Raw genomic sequence first — 17,189 nt, forward strand, 5'->3', positions numbered from 1 at the left:
CGGGCACGAGGCGGTGGTCGGTCCACCGGCCCTCTGGTCTACTCTCGGTCGGGTGATCGAGTACGTGGAGCAACTCGGCGGCGCCGTGCCGCGGATCGGCCCGCCCCCCGAGGGCGCGGCCGTGGCCGTCTGGTCGATGGACACCCTGCGGGACGTGGTCGGCGGGTACCGGGTCGCCGAGGCCGCGGCGGTGCTGGACGCCGACGAACGCGAGCGGGCCGCGCGGCTCCTGCGGCCCGGTGTCCGGCAGCGCTACCTCGCCTCGCACGTCGGACTTCGGGTGCTTCTGGGCGGCTACCTGGGGATGCCCGCGCGGGAGGTGCGCCTGGTCCGGGAGGACTGCCCGTGCTGCGGCGGTCCGCACGGCCGTCCCGCGGTGGCGGGGGGCGCGGTCCACTTCTCCCTCTCGCACAGCGGCGACATGGCCTACTTCGCGTTCGCGGGGGTGCCGGTCGGTGTGGACGTGGAGGAGACCCCGAGCGCGGAGGCGGTCGTCGACGTGCTGCCCACCCTGCACCCGGCGGAGAGCGCCGAGCTGACCGCCCTGGAGCCGGGCGAGCGCCGGGCCGCGCTCGCCCGTGGCTGGTCCCGCAAGGAGGCCTGCCTCAAGGCCATCGGCCGGGGTCTGGCCCTCGGCCTGGTGGAGCCGTACGTCGGCTGCGGCCCCACCCCCGCGACGGTCGCGGACTGGACCCTGGCGGACCTGCCGGCCCCCGCGGGCTACACGGCCGCGCTCGCGGTCGCCGCCCCCTCCTCGCGGTGAACGGGAGCTCCGGCGTCATGGACTTCGAGCAGGTCTTCACCTACGCCTGGAAGGCGCCGGAGGAGGAGCGGCCGTACGTCCTGTCCGCCGCCTACGAGCCCACCGGGGCCGGGGCGGGCGGTCCCCGGCGCTGGCTTCTGCTGGCCGCCCTGCCCGACTTCAGCGAGTTCCTCGCCTTCGACGACGCCGCGCACGCACGGGAGTTCGCCCGTGCGGTCCTCGGCCTGCCCCTCACACCGGAGCCCTACGAGCGGGAGCTGCACCTCAGCGAGAGCCGTACCCGCACGCTCCTCTCGGGCCCGGCCACGGAGGTGCGCTCCGCCGGCCTGTCGGTCGGCCGGGACCCCACGGACGGGCTGCGCGCCTACTTCGCCTACCAGTCGTACTACGCCTTCCCCGGCGAGCCGCAGTACGCCGCGCTCGGGCTCGAAGTCGTCTGCGAAGACGTCGACGTTCCCCGGGCGCACGCCGAGGCGCGGGCGCTCCTGGAGGCACTCGACGCGTCCGGCGCGGACGCGGCGGGCCCCGGAGGACCGGACCCCGCCCCCTGATCAAGCCCGTCGGCCGCCGGTGGCCTCGGAGGCGTGCCAGGAGGCCCATCGGGCGGGGGTGAAGGTGTCGGCCTCACGGCGGATCTCCAGCGCGCCGGATCCCGCGAAGTGGGCGGGGAAGACCAGCTCCCGGCCGTCCGCGGCCTGTTCGAGGATCCGGCGGCGGGTGGTCGCCGCCTGGTCCGCGTCCAGGCAGAAGCAGCTGTTGCACGAAGGGGCGAGGATCTGCACCGGGCTGTGCAGGAGATCGCCGACGAAGACCGCCCGCTCGCCGCCGGAGGACACGCGCAGGACGGCCGAGCCAGGGGTGTGGCCCGGCGCCGACTCCAAGGTGAGGTGTTCGTCGATGCGGTGGACGCCGTCCCACAACACCGCCTGCCCGGACCGGTGGACGGGCGCGACGCTGTCCTCGTACATCAGGCGGTCGTCCGGCCTCAGGCCGCCGCCGTGGGAGTTGCGGGGGCCGAAGTGGAAGTCGTCGGCCGCCGGGATCAGATAGCGGGCGTGGGGGAAGGTCGGGAGCCACTCGCCTGCGGCGTCGTGGGTGTTCCAGCCGACGTGATCGGCGTGGAGATGGGTGTTGACGACGATGTCGACGTCCTCGGGGCGGACCCCCGCAGCTGCCAGGCGGCCGAGGAAGTCCCCCTGCCAGTGGTGGAACTGCGGCGCGTGGGGCCGTTCGCGGCCGTTGCCGACCCCGGTGTCGACCAGGACGGTCCGTCCGGCGCTGCGCAGGACCCACGTCTGCAGGGCCATGACCGCCGCGTCCTCGTCGGGGTGCCAGTGGTCGGGCGCCAGCCACGCTTCGTTGTCCTGCCACGTCCGGGCCGTGGAGTCGGCCAGGAGACCGCGGGCCGGGGCGAAGGCGCCCTGCCACTCGACGACCCGGATGATCTCGACGTCCCCCAGCATGAGGGACTGCTTGCTCTCGCTCGTCATGCCGTCGACCCTAGGAAGAGGGGGGTGAGCTGCTCAATGCCTGTACAGCTCACGCCGATACGCGGGCGTCTCGCCCTTGACGCCCCGGATACCGTGGCCGGATGGACGTGGTGAGTGACGCGATCTCGGCCGTACGCATCGGGCGGCCCTCCTCGCAGCGGGTACGGGTGAGCGGGAGGTGGTGCACGCGGCTCGACCCGTACGACGGCGCGGGCTTCCACGTCGTGCTGGAGGGCAGCTGCTGGCTGCTGCCCGACGGGGGCGACCCGCTCTCGCTGGGTCCGGGTGACGCGGTGCTGCTGCCGTACGGCACGGGTCATGTGATAGCCGATCGCCCGGCGGACGCGGGGGCGGTGGAGCGGGCGGTGCCGTTCGGGCAGTGGGAGGCGATGCGCGAGCCGCTCGCGGCGGACGGCGTACGGGACGGCTCGGGGGTGGTAGAGATGCTGTGCGGCAAGTACCGGCTCGACCGCGACCGGGTGCACCCGCTGATGGCGGAACTGCCGAAAGTCGTCCACCTGCCGAACCGGGTGGGAGGCCGCCCCGAACTGCGGGCCGCCATCGACCTGTTGGGCCGGGAACTGGCCGAGATGCGGCCCGGCTCCGGCATCGCCGTCCCCGGCCTGCTCGACCTCCTCCTCGTCTACATGATCCGTTCCTGGGTGGCCGAGAGCACGACGGGCGTGTGGTCGGCCGCGCTGGGCGACCCGGTGGCGGCCGCGGCCCTGCGGGCCCTGCACGCGGACCCGGCCGCGCCGTGGACCACCGCGCGCCTCGCCGAGCAGGCGGGGGTCTCGCGGCCCACCCTCGCCCGGCGCTTCACCTCCCTGGTCGGCCGTCCCCCGATGGCCTACCTGACCTGGTGGCGGCTGAGCCTGGCCGCGGCGCTGCTGCGCGACGGCGACCAGCCGCTGGCCGCCATCGCCCGCCGGGTCGGCTACGGCAGCCCCTACGCCCTGTCGCACGCCTTCAGCCGCGCATTCGGCACCACCCCGGGCCGCTACCGGGCACAGGCCACGGCCTCACCGTCCGCGGACGTCGCCGGCGCTGACGCATGAGCCCCGATATTCACTTGGCCCACCACCGTCACCCGGGACAACCTCGCAGGACCGCACACCGCACGGAGGCAGGGAAGATGACCACGCAGACCCACCACGCCGACCACACCGATCACGACCTGGTCGAGGCCGCCGCCGCCCTCGCGCGCACCCGCTGCCGGGGCGACAACCACACGATGGCGGCCGCGGCGCGCGCCCGGGACGGCCGGATCATCACCGCCCTCAACGCCTACCACTTCACCGGTGGCCCCTGCGCCGAGCTGGTCCTCATCGGCTCGGCAGCGGCGCAGGGTGCCTACGAGCTGGACACCATCGTCGCCGTCGGTGACCGCGATCGCGGGGTCGTTCCACCGTGCGGCCGCTGCCGCCAGGTGCTCCTCGACTACTTCCCGGACGTGAAGGTCGTCGTCGGCTCGGGCGACGGCATCCGTACCGTTCCCCTCACCGACCTGCTTCCGGGACGCTACGTCTGGGCCGACCACCAACTCGACGCCGAGCCCCCCACGTCACCGGAGAACACGGCGTCACCCGGCGCGAACTGACCCCCACCGCCCCCGGAGGCGCGGTCAGTCGGCGGCGTGCACGCTCGCGCCGTCGCTCGACCGCGCCGTCGCGGGAGCGCGGCGGACGGGGCGGCGGCTGCGCGAGACGGCGACACCGGCCAGGCAGATCGCACCGCCCAGCAGGGTCAGCCAGCCGGGGATCTCGTCGAGCGCGATCCAGGCGATGAGCACCACGGCGGCGGGCACCGCATAGGTGGTCGCGCCCAGCTTGCCGGCGGTGGTCCTGGCGAGGGCGTACGTCCAGGTGGTGAAGGCCAGGGCCGTCGGGAAGAGCCCCAGGTAGACCATGTTGAGCGTGGCAGCGGTCGGCGCCTGGGGCAGTTGGGACAGCAACTGCCCGGCGAACGGGAGGGTCAGCGCCGTGCCGACGAAGCAGCCGTACGTGGTCACCTGGAGCGGGCTCGCGTACTTCAGCGCGGGCTTCTGCGAGACGACCCCTGCCGCGTAGGCGAGGGCGGCCAGCAGGCAGAGCAGGACGCCGGTCAGGGAGGCGGAGCCGCCCTTGGAGGTGGACAGGCCCACGACGGCCGCGCCGGCGAAGGAGACGGCCATGCCCACCAGCAGCTTCGGCGGGAACCCCTCCCCCAGCAGCCACCCGCCGAGCAGGGCGATCACGATCGGGCCGATGTTCACGATCATGGCCGCGGTGCCGGCGTCCACGCCCTGCTCGCCCCAGTTCAACGCCACCATGTAGAAGCCGAACCACAGCGCTCCGGAGGCCAGGATCCCCGGCCAGGCCTGCCGCGGCGGAAAGGGGACCCGCTTGACGACGAGCACGACCGCCAGGGCGAGCGAGGCCGTCAGGAGCCGCCCGAGAGCCAGCGCCCCCGGCTCGTAGTGGGCGGCCGCCGAGCGGATGGAGACGAAGGCGGAGGCCCAGAGGGCGACGGTGACGGCCGCCGCTGCCAGGGCTCGCTGATCGGTTCTGTGGCCATCGGGCGTGTGATCCATACAGGTCAACGTACCTACGCCGCCGTGCGCCTGCCCAGCGGGTTTCCCTAGGCCTCGGCCGCACTGAACTAGGGCCGCTCCTGGTACTCCTCGTTCAGCAGCAGCCGCTTCTGCGGCTTGCCCATGGCGTTGCGCGGTACCGCGGCCACGAAGCGGACCTCGCGCGGGCGCTTGTGCGCCGACAGGTGCGCGGCCACGAACTCGGTGAGCTCGGCGCCGGTAACCCCCTCCGCGACGACGAAGGCGACGATCCGCTGGCCCAGATCCGTGTCCGGGACCCCGACCACGGCCGCCTCGCTCACCTTGGGGTGGTCCAGCAGCGCGTTCTCGACCTCGCCCGCGCCGATCCGGTACCCGCCGGACTTGATCATGTCGATGGAGGCGCGGCCCACGATCCGGTGCACACCGTCCGTCTCGTCGATGGCCGCGATGTCGCCGGTGCGGAACCAGCCGTCCTCGGTGTATGCGGCGGCGGTCGCCTCGGGCCGGCCGAGGTAGCCGGAGAACAGGGTGGGCCCGGTGAGCTGGAGTTCCCCGATGTCGGCGCCCGGCTCGGCGGCGATGCGCGTACGGATGCCCGTGAGCGGCGTGCCGACCGTGCCCGGGCGGACCTCGCCGCCGGCGCGGCCGCTGAGGGTGATCAGGCTCTCGGTCATGCCGTACCGCTCGACGATCCGGTGGCCGGTGAGGCGTTCGAGGTCGCGGAAGACGGGCGAGGGCAGGGCCGCGCTGCCCGACACCAGCAGCCGGGCCCCGGACAGCGCCGCAGCGGCCTGCGGCGTCCCGGCGATGCGGGACCAGACCGTGGGGACGCCGAAGTAGAGGCTGCCGCCGGCCTCCGCGTAGGCCTGGGGCGTCGGCCGTCCGGTGTGCACGAGGCGGCTGCCGGTGCGCAGCGCGCCCAGGACCCCGAGGACGAGGCCGTGGACGTGGAACAGCGGCAGGCCGTGCACCAGGGTGTCCTCGGCGCTCCACTGCCAGGCCTCGGCGAGCGCGTCCAGGTCGGCGGCGATCGCGGCGGAGCTGAGGACCACGCCCTTGGGCGGGCCCGTGGTCCCGGAGGTGTAGAGGATCAGCGCCGGGTCGCCGGGCGCCGCCGTCGTACGGGTCGGCGGCGCGGCCGGGCGCCGTGCGTAGTCCACCTCGATGAGGCGGGCCCCGGAGTCGCGCAGGATGTGCTCGCGCTCGGCGGGCCCGGCGTCGGGCGGCAGGGGTACGCAGGGCACTCCGGCCAGCAGGCCGCCGACCACGGCGGCCACGGTCTCCAGGGAGGCCGTGGCCGTCACGGCGAAGGCGGGGAACGGGGCTCCGGCGAGGTCGGCGGCCACTGCGCCCGCCGCGCCCAGGAGTTCCTCGTAGGAGGTGGTGCGGCCGGCGACGGTGAGCGCGTCCGCGCGGTCCCCGTGGATCCCGGTGAGGGCGGTCAGCAGCATGGCGGCGGCTCCGTTCGGCGACGGTACGGGTGGAAACGAATGGCAACGAGTGGACACGGATGGTGCGGACGGACACGGTCAGACTACGGGGGCGGCACGGCCCGGTCCGCACTTATGATCGGCAGGACTTGACCGTTCGATGACCCATTTCTCGTCCCGGGGGGCTCCGCGTGGAAACGGCACGGTTCGCGTCATTGATCGCCGCGACGATCACCATGGGTTCGGTGAGCGGCCTCTTCTACGGGTTCTCGGTCTCGGTCATGCCGGGCCTTCGGCGCAGCGGCGACCGGACCCTGATCGAGACGATGCAGCGCGTCAACGTGGCCATCCTCAACGGCTGGTTCATGCTCGGCTACCTCGGCGCGCTGCTGTTCACCTCGGTGGCGGTGGTGCTCCACGCCACCGGACCCGGCGAGCGCGGGGCGCTGGCGCCGCTGATCGGTGCGCTCCTCGCCTACCTGGCGGCGATGGGCGTCACGGCCCGGGTGAACATCCCGCTGAACAACGCCCTCCAGGCGGCGGGTCCGGTCGAGACGATCAGCGATCCCGCAGCCGTGCGGCGGGCCTTCGAGGCGCCCTGGGCGCGCGCGAACCTGTGGCGGGCGGTGTTGTGCACGGCCGCCCTCGCCCTGCTCGCCTGGGCGCTGGTGCTGCACGGCCAGGGAAGCTGACCGCCGCACTGAAATCCGTTGACGAGCGGGCCCGTTGGCTGCCTAGCATGATCGGTTGTGATCACTAACGAGGAAATCATCGGACAGGCCCTGGACCGGATCAGTGCAGGCTATGTCTTCCCCGAAAAGGCCGTTGTCATCGATGCCGCGATCCGGGGTCGGCTGGCGGCGGGCGCGTACGAGGGCCTGGACGGGCCGGCCCTGTGTGAGGCGGTGACGGCCGACCTTCAGGAGGCGTGCCCCGACAAGCATCTGCGCCTGCTGTGGACCGACGAGCCGCAGTCGCTGGTGCCGCAGGACGAGGACGGCGGCGCGGCCGCTTTCCTCGCCCGCATGAGGGCCGAGAACCAGGGGGTCCAGCGCGTCGAGCGCCTGGAGGGGAACATCGGGCTCATCGAGCTCAACCGCATCGCGACCGCCGCGGAGGGCGCGAGCGTGATCGGCGCCGCCATGCAGTTGGTCGCGCTCAGCTCCGCGCTCGTGCTGGACCTGCGCGGCTGTCTCGGCGGGTCGCCGGAGGGCGCCGCGATGTGGTGCAGCTACTTCTTCCCCGACGACCAGGTCCACCTGACCGACATCTACGACCGGACCACCGACACGACCCGCCAGTTCTGGACGACCGCGCACCTGCCCGCGCCGCGCTACGCGGACCGCCCCGTCTACGTCCTCACGAGCGAGATCACCTTCTCCGGGGGCGAGGACGTGGCCTACACCCTGCAGGCGCACGGCCGCGCCGTCGTCGTCGGTGCGACCACCCGTGGCGGCGCCCACCCGACCGCCCGTCACGCGGTCGCCGAGCACGTCCTGGTGACCGTGCCGCAGGCCCGCGCCGTGAACACCGTCACCGGCACCAACTGGGAGGGCGTGGGCGTCGTTCCCGACGTACCGGTCCCGGCGGTCCAGGCGCTCGACACCGCGCTCAAGGCCGCCCTGCGGCGCCTGGAGGAGCAGCCGGGGACCGGCGCCGCCACGGGCTGAGGCCGCCACGGGCTGAGGCCGCCACGGGCTGACGCCGCCGTTCACCACCGGGTGCAGCCGGCGGACTGCGGCAGGGCCGTCGGGCCGCCCGGCGTCACCAGACCGGTCTCGTACGCGAAGACGACGACCTGGGCGCGGCTGGAGAGGCCCAGTTTGGCCATGGCGCGGTTGAGGTGGGTCTTCACGGTGGCCTCGCTGATGAAGAGCCGCTGGGCGACCTCCGTGTTGGTCACCCCGGTGGCCACCAGACGCAGGACGTCGCGTTCGCGGTTGGTCACGGTGTGCCATTCCGGGGCGATCACCGCGGGTGGTGTCGGCCCGGGGTGGTACGCCTCGATCAGGCGCCGGGTGACCGTCGGCGCGAAGAGCATGTCGCCCGAGGCGACGGTGTGGATGGCGGCGATCAGGCGCTCGGGAGGCGTTTCCTTCAATAAGAACCCACAGGCGCCCGCGCGCAGCGCGTTGTAGACGTGTTCGTCCTGGTCGAAGGTGGTCAGCACCAGGACCCTGGGTAACGTGTCGCCGGCCCCGCCGAGGATGCGTCGCGTCGCGGTGATGCCGTCGGTGCCCGGCATGCGCAGGTCCATGAGGATGACGTCGGGTGTGGTGGCCTCCGCCTGCCGGACGGCCTGTTCGCCGTCGCAGGCCTCGCCGACCACGGACAGCCCCGGCGCGGCGTTCAGCAGGGACACGAGCCCGACGCGGATGAGCACTTGGTCGTCGACCACCAGCACCGTGGGCATCGCGGAAATCCTCACCGGGAGCGGCCGTCCCCGGAGGCCCGGGACCGGCGGACCGTCCGGCCGGTCACTGGGGGTCGGGTGCCGGAAGGACCAGTCGGACCTCGAATCCGCCGAGGGTACGGGGGCCAGCGGTGACTGCCCCGCCGTAGATTTTCGCGCGTTCCCTCATCCCGATCAATCCATGACCGGGTGATATCGCCTTGTTTGGCTGGAAGCTGCCGTCTCCCTCGTCGGTCACGCACACCACGAGGGCGGAGCTTTCGTACCGTATGGCGACGTGCGCCCGGGTGGGCCCCGCGTGCTTCAGCACGTTTGTCAGCGCCTCCTGGATCACCCGGTAGGCACACAGGTCCATGCCCTGCGGCAGCGGGGTGGGAGGTCCGGTGACTTTCAGCGTGACGTGGACTCCCGCTCCCCTCACCCGGTCGAGCAGGCTCTCCAGCAGATCGAGCCCGGGGGCCGGGGCGTAGCCACCGCCGTCCTCCAGCCCGCCGCCTCCCAGCGCGCCGCCTCCGGGCCCGTCACCGTCGTCGGGGTCCGTCGGCGCTTCCTGGCCGACCCGCAGGAGCACCAGCATGCGGCGCATCTCCTCCAGCGCCTCCCTGCTGGTGGCGGCGATGACGTCCAAGGCCCGCCGGCTGGCCGACGGGTCGGTGGGGAACACGTACGAGGCCATGCCCGCCTGGAGCGAGATTACGGACATGTGGTGCGCGACCACGTCGTGCAGTTCCCGCGCGATGCGCACCCGTTCCTCGGTGAGGAGCTGGCGGGCGTTCTCCTCCTGCTGTCGGCGCAGTTGGAAGGTCAGCGCGGCGAACTGCCGGTTCCGCTCGGCGAGTGCTCCGGAGCCGCGCCCGACGACGAAGACGACCGCCGGGAACAGGACCGCCTGGGCGAAGACGGTCGGCATGGAACTGTTGGCGGCGTTGCTCAGACCCGCGTACACCCAGATCGCGGACACGACTGCCGTGCACACGACGGACGTACGGACCTGCCGGGTCGCCGCGACGGTGTACAGGCCCAGGAGCGGGGGCATCGAGTTGACCACCGGCCAGTACCCGCAGGCGATGAACAGGACCCACAGCGCGCTGCTGGAACCGAACACGACGACGGGCGCGATCCGGCGGGCCACCATGACGAGACCCACCAGGACGGTCAGCACGCCCCCGAAGGCGTCCACGCCCCGCCATCCGAGCGGCGGCTGTTCCTGCCCCAGCAGCAGCCCCGCGCCGGCGTACCCCAGCGCCAGCAGCGCGTCGACGACCAGGGACCGGTACCTGCCCGCGGGACCGTCGAGAAACCCGAATGCAGCGTGCATCGGCGCAGCTTACGGGCCTCGGCACGCCGGAGCCATGGGTCAGCCGCAGGACCGGCGCCTACCGCGCGGGCACGCCCCGACTACCGCTGGAGTTGCAGGCCGGGCGCGCGCCACCCGCGCAGGGTGGAGATCCGAATCATCCCGGTGCGTGCCGATGCGGGGCGCACCGCTCGCCTAGTTTTCTGTCGACCGCTCCACTCCCCGAGAAAGGCAGACACCGCCATGACCCTCGTTGTGAAGCGCACCCTCCTGGGAGCCTCCGCCGTGGCCTCCGCCCTCGTGATCGGGCTGGCCGGCACCGCCAGCGCGGCCACCATCGGCTTCAACAAGACCTCCGGCAGCGGAAAGGCCGAGATCAGCGGCACGTACGAGTACCACGTGTCGGGGGAGATCCCCGACACCAAGGAGAAGCTCTACGCCGGATCGTTCAAGGGCGCCACGGCCAAGGACAAGGTGGCGGGCGACGGGTACGAGGCCGTTCTCGCCCTGTCCTACCAGGACTTCAGGAACGGCGCCTGGTACCCCGTGAAGAACTACGTGGCCGTGGTGAACGGCTCGAAGAGCTGGACCTTCAAGAACAAGAAGGACGTCAAGGCCTGGGCCTGCGACCGCAAGGTCGGCACGACCCAGCTGCTGAACTGCCGAGCCGCCTTCTAGCCTTCCGGGGCCCGGTTCTCGCCGGGGGTCTGCACCGGCCTCAAGGCGGCGCAGACCCCTCGACCCCTTCGCCGGGCCGGCCGCCTTTAAGCTGGGATCATGCCCAAGGACATGATCACCTCGTCGCCGCGCCCGTTGCGCCTGGAACCCGTGACCGAGGAGAACTTCGACGCGGTCTGCGCACTCCAGGTACGCCCCGATCAGGCGCACTTGGTCTCCCCCGTCGTGAAGTCGCTGGCAGAGGCGTACGTCCACGGGGAGAGGGCCTGGCCGCGGGCGATCGTCGACGGGGAGGACGTGGTCGGCTTCGTCATGGCCTTCCTCGACTTCCCCTGGGATCCGGCCGCCGACCCCGCCGACCGGCGCTCGGGCATCTGGCGCCTGAACGTCCACGCCGACCACCAGGGCAAGGGCTACGGCCGCTTCGCGGTCCACGCGGTCTGCGAGGAGATCGTCCGCCGCGGCACCAGCCTGGCGTACGTCAGCTGGCACCCCGGCGAGAACACGCCAGAGCCCTTCTACCTGGGCCTGGGCTTCCGTCCCACGGGCGAGCTCGCCGGGGACCAGAAGGTCGGCGTGCTCACGCTACCCTCGGGCCCCGCTACGTGAGGATCACGGTGCCCCCCGGTCCCGGCGCGAGCGCGCCCGTCACGGGTCCGCTCGCGCCCGCGCGGAACTCCCTGGGGCTCACACCGCGGACCCGCTTGAAGGCCGTGGACAGGGCGAAGGCGCTGCCGTAGCCGACCCGGCGGGCCACCGTCGCGACCGTGGCGTCCGGCTCGCGCAGCAGGTCGGCCGCCAAAGCCAGCCGCCAGCCGGTCAGATAGCCCGCCGGCGGCTCGCCGACGACCTCCGTGAAGCGGCGGGCCAGCGAGGCCCGGGAGACGCCGACCCGCAGGGCCAGCTCCTCCACCGTCCAGCCGTGCGCCGGGTTCTCGTGCAGCAGCCGCAGCGCCGGGCCGACCACCGGATCGCCCCCGGCCCGGTACCAGGCCGGGGCGCCCGATCCCGCGGCCGTCGGCCACGCCCGCAGCACCCCGATCAGCAGCAGGTCCAACAACCGGTCCAGAACCACTTCCTGACCCGGTTCCTCACGCGAGATCTCCGACGCGAGCAGCGCGATCAAGGTGGCGGCCGCGGCCCCCGCAGGGCGGACCAGGATCGTGGGCAGGGCGTCCAGCAGCCGGCGGCCGATCTCACTCGGGGCCTGATAGGTCCCGCTCAGCATCACCGCCGCCCCGGCGCCCGGAGAGGCGGCGCCCCAGGTGCGCACGCCCAGCGCCATGGAGTCGGAGACGTCCTCGCCCGCCTGCGTGCTGCACCGCTGGTCCGGGCCCACCGTGATCTGCACCGGTGTCTCAGGGGAGTCGGCGACCCTGTAGGGCTCGGGCCCCCGGACCACCGCCACGTCACCGGGGCCGATCCGTACGGGTTCGGCGTCCTGTCCCTCGGGCAACAGCCACGCGGTGCCGTGCACCATCGTCACGACGGACAGCGGGGCGCGGTCCTCGATCCGCACGGACCAGGGGGGATCGAGGACGGACTTCAGGAGGAAGGCACCCCGCGCCTTGGGGCCTTCGAGGAGACCGGTCAGCGTATCCATGCGCACATCCTCCCCGAACCGCCACAGGCCGGGCCGGGCCGGGTCCGGCGGGCGGTTCCGGTTGAAGGTCGGGCTCAGGTTCAGGACGTCACGTCCCACACGCCGGTCGCGGCGGCCTCGCGGGCGTAGTCGGCGAAGTCCCGCGGCGCGCGCCCCAGCACCTCCTCGACCCCGTGGACCAGGTGCGCGTTGCGCCCGTCCAGGATCAGGGTGAACAACTCGGCGAAGTCCTCCGGCAGATCGTTCGCACGCAGCACCGCACGGTAGTCCTCGCCCGAAACCGGTACGTAGGCGATCTCACGGCCGGTGACCTTCGACAGCTCCGCGGCGACGTCGGCGAAGCTCAGCAGGCGCGGTCCGGACAGTTCGTAGGTCCTGCCGATGTGCCGGTCGTCGCACAGAGCGGCCACCACGACGTCGGCGACGTCCTCGGTGTCGACGAACGCCTCGACGCCGTCCCCCGTCGGCAGGGCGATCTCACCGGCCAGTACCGGCTCGAGGAAGAAGCTCTCGTCGAAGTTCTGGTTGAACCAGCTGGAGCGGACGACGGTCCAGTCCGCCCCGGAAACCTTCAGCTTCTCCTCGGCCAGCTGCGCGGCCTCCTCGCCGCGCCCCGACAGCAGCACCAGACGGCGCGCTCCCGCCGCCACCGCCGCCTCGGCGAAGGCGCCCACCTGGTCGGCGGCGCCCGGCAGGGCGAGGTCGGGGTAGTAGGTGACGTACACCCGGTCGACGCCCTCCAGCGCCGCGGTCCAGGTGGCGGGATCGTTCCAGTCGAAGGCGGGCTCACCGCCACGGGAGCCGACCCTCACCGGCCGGCCCTGGGCGGCGAGCTTCCCGGCGACCTTGCGGCCCGTCTTGCCGGTGCCCCCGATCACGAGGACCAAGGGCTGCTCGGTGGTGCGTACGGTCGTCCGGGTGCTCTGCGTGTCGTTCTTCGCGGTCTGCGTCATGACCCCAGTCAAGTGGCACGGGGCGAGCGGGGACATAGCCGAAAAGCTCAGCCGCATACGCGTACGTCCAACCCGCCCGCCGTGCCCTGTTGAGCCGCTACCGCTGGACCGGCTCCAGCCGCAGCCGCTGCGGAGGGGACTTCAGGTGGGCCGAGAGGTCCGGCAGGGCCGGCGCGTGGGGCGCCGTGAACCAGAGCAGGACGTCCTCGCCGGTCCGTACCGGCAGCGCGGGGAAGTCGTTCTCCGCGTGCTCCGAGCGGTGTACCGCCCGAGCGGGGGTCCCCGCGGCGACCAGGGCGGGGCGCAGGTGCTGCTCGAAGTGGTCGGCGAAGGTGCCGTCCAGGGGATGGCAGAGGGTCGCGACGACCGGCCCCGGCGCGTCGGATGCGGCGAAGCCCGGTCCGCGCAGCAGGAGCACGTCGTCCGAGTCCCGCATGGTCGCGTTGGCCCGCTCGCGGTGCGCCTGCCAGACGGGGCCGCCGTAGAAGGCGTGCAGCGCCCGGGTCCGCGCCGCCATGTCCGGGAAGGCGCGGAGCCAGACGAAGCGGTCCGGGTGGTCCAGGTCCCGGAACCGGCCGCCCACGGTGATGCCGGCCGCCTCCTGCCCGGTGACGAATTCCCTCTCGAAGAGGTCGATGAGGGTGTCGCGGGCGCCCGGGTGGCAGGTGTACTGCCTGAGTTCGACGATGAGGTCCATGCGGGGAGGCTAGGGCGGGTCCCCTGACATCTCCTGACAGTGGAGCGGTGCGGGTGTGGTGCGGGACGCATTGTTCTGGCGGACCGTCAGAGGGCGTACGCAGGGGAAGGGAGGGGACCTCAAGGATGGTTGAGGTCCAGAGTGTGATCATATGGCGACATGACCACGAGGACTCTCTATCTGCTCTGCTCCGCCGCCCCGCCCGTTTTCGACGTGGCCCACGTCATCGAGAACGCCCAGGCCCGCGGCTGGGACGTATGCCTGGGACTCACCCCCACCGCGGCGCACTGGCTGTCCGAGAGCCTGGACGGACTGGCCGCCCTGACCGGCCACCCCGTCCGCTGGCAGTACAAGATGCCCGGGGAAGCCGACGTATGGCCGGCCGCCGACGCCCTCCTCTTCGCCCCGGCCACCTTCAACACCGTGAACTCCTGGGCCCTCGGCCTCACCGACCGCTTCACCGTCGGTGTCGCCGCCGAGGCCACCGGCAAGGGGACCCCCGTCGTCACCATGCCCTGCACGAACGCCGCCCTCGCCGCGCACCCCCGGTTCGACCAGTCCCTGGCCACCCTGCGCGCCGCCGGAGCCGAGGTCCTCTACGGCGAGAACGGCTTCACCCCCGGCCCCGCCGGCCCGGACAACCCTCCCCATTTCCCCTGGCAGGCAGCCCTCGACGCCGTCGACCGCGTCGCCGCCCCCCGCACCTGACCGGCCCGCCAGGCCTCCGATCAGGCCCCCGGTACGGCCGCCCGCTCCGTCGCCGGTCACCGCAGCCCGCGGAAGAAGGCCCGTACGTCCTCCACCAGCAGGTCGGGCACCTCCATCGCGGGGAAGTGGCCGCCCCGGTCGTACGAGGTCCAGCGCACGATCGAGTCGGTGCGCGCGGCGACGTGCCGCAGCGGGTTGAAGTTGTCCCGGGGGAAGTCGGCCAGCGCGGTCGGGATGGCCGACCGCTGGGGCGGCCGGCCCGCGTAGTCGGCGTGGGCCCGCTCGTAGTAGATCCGGGCCGCGCTGCCCGCCGTGCCGGCGAGCCAGTACAGCATCACGTCCGTCAGCATGTGGTCCCGGTCGCCCGGGCAGGAGGGATCGCTCCACTCGTCGAACTTCTCGGCGATCCAGGCGAGCAGCCCGACCGGCGAGTCGTTCAGTGCGTACGCCAGGGCTGCGGCCGGATCGCCTGGATGTCGGCGTATCCCTGCCGCTCGCGCACCCACGTCCGGTACCGCTCCCAGGAAGCCAGGTCCGCTCGCGCTCCGCCGGGTCGAGCGCGGCCAGCTCGTCCTCCTCCGGCTCCGCCGCGGCGCCGGCGCCGGGCAGCAGGTTCAGGTGCACCCCGATCACGGTCCCGGGCTTGATCCGGCCGAGCCCCCGCGAGACGGCCGCCGCCCAGTCGCCGCCCTGGACCCCGTACTCGGGTACCGGACTTCCGCGAACGCAGGACCGCCACCGCGCCGGGCCGGGCGGTCCTGCGCGTGGCGAACGGGCGGCGTCTCTACGACCAGAACGCGTCGTACGCCTTCTGGTCGGACCACAGCCCCCAGGCTTCGGTGATCCGGCCCTCCCGGATGTGGAAGATGATCGTCTCGTTCATGTCCAGCTCTTTGCCCTCGCGTGACGCCGTGACGTGGAGCAGGGCGACCGTGTGCTCGTCGTTGGCGAGCACATCGTGGAGCCGGGGGCGGTAGGTGCCGCCCGTCAGCTGGAATTCCCGTTGGAACAGGGCGAAGGCGGCGTCGCGCCCCCGGTAGTCACCGGCCAGCGGACCGTGGCCGCCGAGATGCCACACCACATCCGGGTGGAACACCTCCGCCAGCGCCTCCATATCGCCAGCCGAAAACGCCTCCAGAGCCCGGTGAAACACCCCGATATTCGGGTGATCGGCCATGGCAGCCTCCTTTGATCTCCCTATGAACCTAGGTCGGATCCGGCCGGCGGGACTCAGGCACACCGGCTTCGCCAGCCCCGCCACCTGATCGGACGCCCGCCCCCAGAAGCTGCGGCGGTTCCTGCCGGTCAGTAACAGGCGCTGTGGCCGGTGGCGAGACCACCGGCAGGTGATCGACTTTCGGTCGACTCCACCATCGTCCGCGCTCACCAGCATGCGGCCGGCGCTCGGACCGACCCGCCCCCGGCACCCGCGTCGTCCGGGACAGCGGGCGGACTGCACCCAGTTCAAGCCGGTCCTGAGAAGATCCGCGTGTCCAGGACAGGACCGGGCAGGCCGCGTAGAAAGCCTGACGGCCTGGCGGTCGACAAGGCATACAGCAACGGGCCCTGCCGCCAGTACCTGTGACAGCGGGGTATCCGGCACACCACCCTGGTCCTCTGGCTGCGAAAGGTCCTTCAGCGCGAATCACGGGTCCACTGGTGTGCGTCAGGCCGAGGCATCTGTGGGTTCGGGCCAAACACGCGGATGCTGAGCGATCCGGAGGGCTCGGTGACGTCGGCCTGGACGTCCTCGGGTCGTGACGGCCGCCCAAAAGATCCTGCGCTGCCAGTTGAACCTTCCCCCGTTGAAAGCGAAACCTTCCCCCGCCGAGCCCAGGAATGCCGTCGCAGGGGCCGGAGAGTAGCGTCGTAGATGAGGCAGCCGTGCTGATTTGTCCCCCCGCGGGCAGTAGCGGGCGTCTCCTTCTCCCGTGACGGCAGCCGAGTCGCCGGAATTCCGGGGCGCGGGAGAGCAACACCTTCGGGACAAGCCGAGGAGTCACTATGTCCGGAGAACTGCTTTTCTACAGAAGTGACGACGGCGTTATCGCCACCGGCCGACTGGAGAGCGACGGCATCTTCACCCACCTTGCCGACGGACAGCTCAGCGAGGACTGGACCCGTATCGTCGCGGTAGGACGAGAACTGCTCTTCTATCGCAGCGACAACGGCGTCATCGCCACCGGCCGACTGAGCAGCGACGGCATCTTCACACAGCTCGCGGACGGGAAGCTCAGCGACGGCTGGACCCACATCGTCGCCCTCGGCCGTGAGCTCTTGTTCTACCGCTCCGACAACGGTGTCATCGCCACGGGCCGGCTGGACAGCAATGGCATCTTCACCGGCCTCGCCGACGGACAACTCAACGCAGGCTGGATCCACATCGACACCCTCGGCCGCGAGCTCCAGTTCTACCGCTCCGACAACGGCAAGATCGCCACCGGCCGCATCGACACCAACGGCATCTTCACCGGCCTCGCCGACGGACAACTCAACGCGGGCTGGACCCACATCGACACCCTCGGCCGCGAGCTCCAGTTCTACCGCTCCGACAACGGCAAGATCGCCACCGGCCGCATCGACACCAACGGCATCTTCACCGG

At 72.2% G+C, this 17,189-nt stretch carries 19 protein-coding genes and 1 pseudogene; 10 read left to right on the forward strand and 10 right to left on the reverse strand.

The window, feature by feature from the left end; translation table 11 throughout:
- The first annotated feature begins 52 nt into the window (after positions 1-52).
- Together ACF059_RS04640 and ACF059_RS04645 are read left to right on the forward strand one after the other, a co-directional pair.
- Complete coding sequence (locus ACF059_RS04640) at positions 53-763, forward strand: 4'-phosphopantetheinyl transferase family protein (protein WP_392051288.1); 711 nt, start codon at positions 53-55, stop codon at positions 761-763.
- 17 nt (positions 764-780) lie between these two features.
- On the forward strand, positions 781-1,314 hold the full coding sequence (locus ACF059_RS04645; RefSeq protein WP_392051291.1) for a hypothetical protein: 534 nt from the start codon (positions 781-783) through the stop codon (positions 1,312-1,314).
- Here ACF059_RS04645 and ACF059_RS04650 read toward each other — a convergent pair whose 3' ends face one another.
- Positions 1,315-2,253, reverse strand: coding sequence for an MBL fold metallo-hydrolase (locus ACF059_RS04650; protein ID WP_392051294.1), 939 nt, complete (start codon positions 2,251-2,253; stop codon positions 1,315-1,317).
- Between the two features lie 101 nt (positions 2,254-2,354).
- Between ACF059_RS04650 and ACF059_RS04655 the strand changes: the two genes are divergently transcribed.
- Positions 2,355-3,311, forward strand: a complete 957-nt coding sequence (locus ACF059_RS04655) for an AraC family transcriptional regulator (RefSeq protein WP_392051296.1) — start codon at positions 2,355-2,357, stop codon at positions 3,309-3,311.
- Between the two features lie 77 nt (positions 3,312-3,388).
- Positions 3,389-3,853, forward strand: coding sequence for a cytidine deaminase (locus tag ACF059_RS04660; RefSeq protein ID WP_392051299.1), 465 nt, complete (start codon positions 3,389-3,391; stop codon positions 3,851-3,853).
- A gap of 24 nt (positions 3,854-3,877) precedes the next feature.
- On the opposite strand, the gene ACF059_RS04665 is transcribed toward ACF059_RS04660, so the two are convergent.
- On the reverse strand, positions 3,878-4,825 hold the full coding sequence (locus ACF059_RS04665) for a DMT family transporter (RefSeq protein ID WP_392051302.1): 948 nt from the start codon (positions 4,823-4,825) through the stop codon (positions 3,878-3,880).
- Between the two features lie 68 nt (positions 4,826-4,893).
- Positions 4,894-6,258, reverse strand: a complete 1,365-nt coding sequence (locus ACF059_RS04670; protein WP_392051304.1) for an AMP-binding protein — start codon at positions 6,256-6,258, stop codon at positions 4,894-4,896.
- Positions 6,259-6,428: 170 nt separating this feature from the next.
- Here ACF059_RS04670 and ACF059_RS04675 point away from each other — a divergent pair, with 170 nt between their 5' ends.
- Complete coding sequence (locus ACF059_RS04675) at positions 6,429-6,929, forward strand: DUF1772 domain-containing protein (RefSeq protein WP_392051307.1); 501 nt, start codon at positions 6,429-6,431, stop codon at positions 6,927-6,929.
- 57 nt (positions 6,930-6,986) lie between these two features.
- Complete coding sequence (locus ACF059_RS04680) at positions 6,987-7,907, forward strand: S41 family peptidase (protein ID WP_392051309.1); 921 nt, start codon at positions 6,987-6,989, stop codon at positions 7,905-7,907.
- Between the two features lie 41 nt (positions 7,908-7,948).
- On the opposite strand, the gene ACF059_RS04685 is transcribed toward ACF059_RS04680, so the two are convergent.
- Both ACF059_RS04685 and ACF059_RS04690 read right to left on the reverse strand, forming a co-directional pair.
- Positions 7,949-8,650 carry a response regulator gene (locus tag ACF059_RS04685; protein WP_392051312.1) on the reverse strand — a complete coding sequence of 234 codons (702 nt, stop codon included), beginning with the start codon at positions 8,648-8,650 and terminating at the stop codon, positions 7,949-7,951.
- A 64-nt stretch (positions 8,651-8,714) separates the two neighbouring features.
- On the reverse strand, positions 8,715-9,968 hold the full coding sequence (locus ACF059_RS04690; protein WP_392051315.1) for a sensor histidine kinase: 1,254 nt from the start codon (positions 9,966-9,968) through the stop codon (positions 8,715-8,717).
- 222 nt (positions 9,969-10,190) lie between these two features.
- On the opposite strand from ACF059_RS04690, the gene ACF059_RS04695 reads away from it, so the two are divergent.
- Together ACF059_RS04695 and ACF059_RS04700 are read left to right on the forward strand one after the other, a co-directional pair.
- On the forward strand, positions 10,191-10,625 hold the full coding sequence (locus ACF059_RS04695) for a hypothetical protein (RefSeq protein WP_366865181.1): 435 nt from the start codon (positions 10,191-10,193) through the stop codon (positions 10,623-10,625).
- 99 nt (positions 10,626-10,724) lie between these two features.
- Complete coding sequence (locus tag ACF059_RS04700) at positions 10,725-11,234, forward strand: GNAT family N-acetyltransferase (RefSeq protein WP_392051318.1); 510 nt, start codon at positions 10,725-10,727, stop codon at positions 11,232-11,234.
- Here the strand turns inward: ACF059_RS04700 and ACF059_RS04705 are convergent.
- The 3 genes from ACF059_RS04705 to ACF059_RS04715 form a co-directional block, all read right to left on the reverse strand.
- Positions 11,227-12,228: an AraC family transcriptional regulator gene (locus ACF059_RS04705; protein ID WP_392051322.1), complete on the reverse strand. Its 1,002-nt coding sequence runs from the start codon at positions 12,226-12,228 to the stop codon at positions 11,227-11,229. The genes ACF059_RS04700 and ACF059_RS04705 overlap by 8 nt on opposite strands.
- 80 nt (positions 12,229-12,308) lie before the next feature.
- Positions 12,309-13,181 (reverse strand): NAD(P)H-binding protein, encoded by an 873-nt coding sequence (locus tag ACF059_RS04710; RefSeq protein WP_392051325.1) that lies wholly within the window; start codon positions 13,179-13,181, stop codon positions 12,309-12,311.
- A 97-nt stretch (positions 13,182-13,278) separates the two neighbouring features.
- Positions 13,279-13,878, reverse strand: coding sequence for an NIPSNAP family protein (locus ACF059_RS04715; RefSeq protein WP_392051328.1), 600 nt, complete (start codon positions 13,876-13,878; stop codon positions 13,279-13,281).
- A 159-nt stretch (positions 13,879-14,037) separates the two neighbouring features.
- Here ACF059_RS04715 and ACF059_RS04720 point away from each other — a divergent pair, with 159 nt between their 5' ends.
- Complete coding sequence (locus ACF059_RS04720; RefSeq protein ID WP_360891945.1) at positions 14,038-14,586, forward strand: flavoprotein; 549 nt, start codon at positions 14,038-14,040, stop codon at positions 14,584-14,586.
- Positions 14,587-14,642: 56 nt separating this feature from the next.
- Here ACF059_RS04720 and ACF059_RS04725 read toward each other — a convergent pair.
- Positions 14,643-15,288, reverse strand: a pseudogene (locus ACF059_RS04725) (alpha/beta fold hydrolase); the annotation flags it as partial.
- Between the two features lie 82 nt (positions 15,289-15,370).
- A complete protein-coding gene (locus tag ACF059_RS04730) occupies positions 15,371-15,763 on the reverse strand; it encodes a nuclear transport factor 2 family protein (protein WP_392051332.1) in 393 nt (130 codons plus the stop codon).
- Positions 15,764-16,590: 827 nt separating this feature from the next.
- Between ACF059_RS04730 and ACF059_RS04735 the strand changes: the two genes are divergently transcribed.
- On the forward strand, positions 16,591-17,189 hold a 599-nt coding region (locus ACF059_RS04735; RefSeq protein ID WP_392051335.1), incomplete at its 3' end, for a hypothetical protein.

Origin of the sequence: Streptomyces sp. NPDC016562, assembly GCF_043076955.1 — a bacterium.
GTDB lineage: Bacteria > Actinomycetota > Actinomycetes > Streptomycetales > Streptomycetaceae > Streptomyces.